This is a genomic window from Trichocoleus sp. DQ-U1, from assembly GCF_039961925.1.
Taxonomy (GTDB): domain Bacteria; phylum Cyanobacteriota; class Cyanobacteriia; order Cyanobacteriales; family FACHB-T130; genus FACHB-T130.
Window position 1 is genome coordinate 1 of sequence record NZ_JAMPKB010000157.1, and the last position, 4,385, is coordinate 4,385.

General features: G+C 45.5%; 2 protein-coding genes and 1 pseudogene. 1 reads left to right on the top strand and 2 read right to left on the bottom strand.

Features of this window, described 5'->3' with window-relative positions; translation table 11 throughout:
• A pseudogene (locus NDI34_RS27775) lies at positions 1 to 253 on the top strand (hypothetical protein); the annotation flags it as partial.
• A 180-nt stretch (positions 254 to 433) separates the two neighbouring features.
• Here the strand turns inward: NDI34_RS27775 and NDI34_RS27780 are convergent.
• Together NDI34_RS27780 and NDI34_RS27785 are read right to left on the bottom strand one after the other, a co-directional pair.
• Positions 434 to 3,706: a CHAT domain-containing protein gene (locus tag NDI34_RS27780; protein WP_190527472.1), complete on the bottom strand. Its 3,273-nt coding sequence runs from the start codon at positions 3,704 to 3,706 to the stop codon at positions 434 to 436.
• Between the two features lie 32 nt (positions 3,707 to 3,738).
• The gene (locus tag NDI34_RS27785; RefSeq protein ID WP_348234453.1) at positions 3,739 to 4,293 is read right to left on the bottom strand and encodes a hypothetical protein; all 555 of its coding nucleotides are present in this window, start codon (positions 4,291 to 4,293) and stop codon (positions 3,739 to 3,741) included.
• Positions 4,294 to 4,385: the final 92 nt, after the last annotated feature.

The following is a 4,385-nucleotide window of genomic DNA, read 5'->3' on the forward strand; positions in this document are numbered from 1 at the left end:
AAGCGAATTGTATGGTATCCCCGTTGAAACCGTTCCCGCTTTGATAGATGTCCCCTTATCCACCGTTCGAGTCTTACCCGAATCCTTTCGTCACGCTAACACCTTGGGGATAGCCAGTCACGTTGCTGTCATTTCTAACTCAGAAACTTCTCTAACCTTATTTCTGTTAGATATTGATACGACAACGAAACTTTCTTGGGGCAATTTCGCTCTGCCACCTGCTACGGACGAGGAGACACGGCAGCCTCAATAATGCTATGTTTATTACCCTATAAAGGCGATCGCTAGCTCATCTGGATCGCTTTGGGAATTTAGCTCTATATATCTACTCATCAATTAGAAGATGAGAGCGATTGCGCCTTTCAAACCCCATCATATTGAAAGGTGAACTGAAAGAGATCGTGCCTATTCCTCACTGTTATATAGAGTACAATCATCGCAAGCCTTGGCAGGTGAAAGCAGCCCAGTAGCGATGATGTGAGAAGGCATATTCATCTAAAGAATTTTTGTGTGGGTTAAGCTGTCCTATGACTACACCGTAGATCTGATGTTTACGATTACACTCCACATAGTCAGATGAACCAGGCTGATATTGATCTCGCTTGCTTTTTGTTTCTTTCCATGCGACGAGTGTCTGACTCGATATTTTTTTAATATCATCTTTGTTCAGTTCACGCAGTTTGATTTGAGCTTGTTGCAGAGATTCGGGGCGGCTTTTATCTTGTTGTCGATGCTGATAGTAAAAAATGGAAAATAATGCTGTGGCTAAGTCATCGACTGACCAAAGTGTACTGACAACACTTCTGGCACCAGCACATAAAAAACCTGTGGAAAGGGTGAGAATATCATCCGTTATTTCCGGCACGCCCAAACCAGTTTCGCAACAAGAGAGAAACACATCAGAAAGATTAGGCAGCCGCCAGCCTGGAGTCATCAACTGCCCCAAGGTGATATTACCATCAGCCAATTTCAACTGGGAGTTAAGAGGATTATCGAGGCAGGATTCAGCATGATGGCTGGAGTGAAGCACCTGAACTCGTGAAGCCATCTGACGATAGTTGCTTGTCGTAGCTTGGCTGCGACCTCTTAAGCGATCGCTTTCAGGAATATTGTAAATTTTCGCAATTTGTTCACCCTCAAAATTCGCAACGGGTAGGTCTTCGGTAGCATCTTCCACGGTGCCGTAGGTGAGATTTCCTTCTACTTCGCCCCGTTGTTGGCAAAATTCCAAAACTTGGCAACTGGGGGTATAGCGAATGAGAAACTTATCTCCCAAATATTGACCTTCTCCAAGGGGCAAAGCAGCAAAGGGAATCTGATGCAGCGCCAAGTGAGGCACTAAAATCAGTTCGGTAATGTCCTGTAGGTGCTGAGAAATAAGGTCATTGATTTGCAAGCGTTGAGCCAGTTCGACTAAGAAATTACTAATTTGGGACTTCCAAGTGTTTCCATCTTCGACGTAGAGTTTTAACCAGTTCTGCAAAATCCAAGATTGCAGTGTTGCCATGCCTTCTCCAGTACAAGTGTGGCAGGCGATCTGGTTTTTCCGCAGTACAAATATATGAGTATCGTTACTGGTGCTATAGAAGCTGAGGATAGCAGTAGTAGGTTGGTCGATGAGCTTCTGCATCGCCGAAAAGTCAGGAGCTATAACTTGAATCTCACCAGCTAGTACGGGGTCTAGGCGTCTGAGTTGTTCCCAGATTTGCTGTTTCTCAGCTTCTAAAGATGCGATCGCTTGTGTTTTGGCTTGGAAGGAAGCGCGATCGCCTTTGCTAATTTCTCCGCTCTTATTGTCAGAATTGTATTTAAACCGTTCTTGGTCAATTCGCTGTTGCAAGCCATCAAACTGCTGCAATAACGCTTTGACTTCTGGGGGAATTTCGCCGCCTTGGTAGAGGTCATTACTAGCCATCAAATCTACGAGGCGCTTGGAACGCGATCGCTCAACAGTCTCAATGGCTTTTTCCAGTTGACCATTATTGATGCAGGCTTGCACCATGTTTTCGTAGATGCCAATGGACTCTGCCAGAATCTCTTGACGGCGTGATTCAGAAGTTGTCCAAGTGCGGCTTTGTTCTATAGCATCAATAGCAGCAGCATAGCCTTGGGTAGCTTCTGTCCATAGCGTAGCGGCAAAGGCGGCGTTGCCCAGGTTACGTCCAGTTTTGAGGCACTCTACTGGGTCAGTAGTAGGAGAGTGGATTGCCAACGCCAATCGAAATACCTGTAATGCCTCTGGAATGTTTTGCAGCTTGCAATAGTAAAGTCCCAGATTGTTTTGAATTCCTGCCCAGTTCCTCGGAAAGCCTTCACGGGTATAGACTTGTAGTGCCATTTCATAGCACTGAACAGCTGACTTCAGATTTGATGCCGAGTCTATTATTGAGCGAACAAATAGTTCACCCATTGTTCTCTGAGAGTCCGCCGACTCTAAACTGGACACACCGTCTCCTAATATGCGATCGCGGTAGGCATTACCCAGATTAGTTTGAGTATCTGCCCATTGGTAGGGAAAGTCCTCAAAGGTATAGATTTGCAAAGCTCGCTTGTAGCATTTAATTGCTAACTCTAGACTCGATTCTTTATCTCCTAAGATGCGATCGCAGTAGACAACACCTAAATTACTCTGAATTGCTGCCCATGCTTGGGGAAATGCCTCACAGGTATAAACTTGTAATGCTGCTTCTAAGCACTGAATCGCTAACTCCAAATTCGACCATTGGTCGCCTGAGATGCGGTCTCTATAAGCAAGTCCCAGGTGGTTTTGGGTTCTTGCCCATTCCTGGGGAAACGCCTCACGAGTGCAAACTTGCAAAGCTGCTTCTAAGCACTGAATCGCTAAATCCAAATTCGACTTGCGATCTCCTAAAATGCGACTGTGGTAAGCATTGCCCAAATTGTTTTGAGTTCCTCCCCATTCCTGGGGAAACGCCTCACGAGTGTAGACTTGCAATGCTTGGTTGTAGCATTCAATTGCTAACTCCAGGTTCGATGCTTTGTCGCCTATGATGCGGTTTCCATAGGCAGTACCCAAATTGTTTTGAGTTCCTGCCCAGTTTTGAGGAAATGCTTCACGAGTGTAGACTTGCAGTGCTTGGTTGTAGCATTCAATTGCTAACTCCAGGTTCGATGCTTTGTCGCCTATGATGCGGTTTCCATAGGCAGTACCCAGATTACTTTGTATTCTTGCCCAGTATTCAGGAAAAGCATGATTGGTGTAGACTTGCAACGCTCGGTCATAACACTGAATCGCTAGCTCTAGATTTGAGACTCGCTTGTCCAAGATGCGCTCACGGTAGGCGTTGCCCAGGTTATATTGAGCCATAGCCCAATTTTCTGGGGATGCTTCACGGGTAAAGATAGTGGTAACGACCTCATAGCCTGTAATCGCAATCTCCAGGTTGTTCGCCTTTATGCCTAGCGAAAACTGTCGCATCAGGCTACTGAAATGTATGAGAGCGACTCCAATACCCTGTACTAGATTTTGTTCCGATTCAAACCTAGGAGCCGTTATCCTACTTCGCAGCAAAGCCGCAAATTGATCATCAAGTTTGTCCAAATTCGCTTCCAGCAGTGGATAAACCACTTGTGGATCACCATTGCTTTCTGCGATTACCTGCAATACCTCAAGTAAGAAATTTACATAGGATTTTTGATATTGTTTACTCTTTTTTGGCTTTCCAGTACCGAATCCTTTTGCCATATCGTTCACTTAACCTTAAAATCTTAGTCATCTCAGGCACTTTGACGGGAGTGCCACCCCAATACTGGCTGCCACCCAACAGTTACTAACTCTTGGGTGGGGCGCAAAATGCCTCTACTGAAGTCAATTCCCACCGCTTCTAACTGCTCAAATCCATTTTTGTAGAACGGATGGCGAGGGCTGGTGACTTGATTCCTCATCCACAAATAGGGATTATTCCGACTACGACCTTCCCAGTCATTAGAAGCAGGCCATTTGCCGCAATCCAGGGGACTGACCCAGCCGTTGAATTCCAAGGCTAACAGACACCAAGCTCTCGCTCCCCATTCATCAGGTGTCGGGTCATCTGGCTTAACAACCCCATTACTGTTAAACCAATTCATTTGAGGAACTCCCAGCCCCCCATGCTGCCGCCACAGGGCGATGTAACCATCTGGCTTGACCGCAAAATGACCAATTTCATGCAGAACATTCCACCACTTCTCATACCCAGGCGTGATAGTAATTCCGCTGACACCAATGCTGTGACTAAATGCCTGAACATCAGCAACGGTGGGGATAATCAGATTACCCTTGTCTCGCGTCATATTCTTTCCTTGTGATGCTTTTTATCTAAAGGTTAGAATTCAAAAAACATAGCTTTATAAACAGAGAGTTAGCAGATTTTGCTCTTAAGATT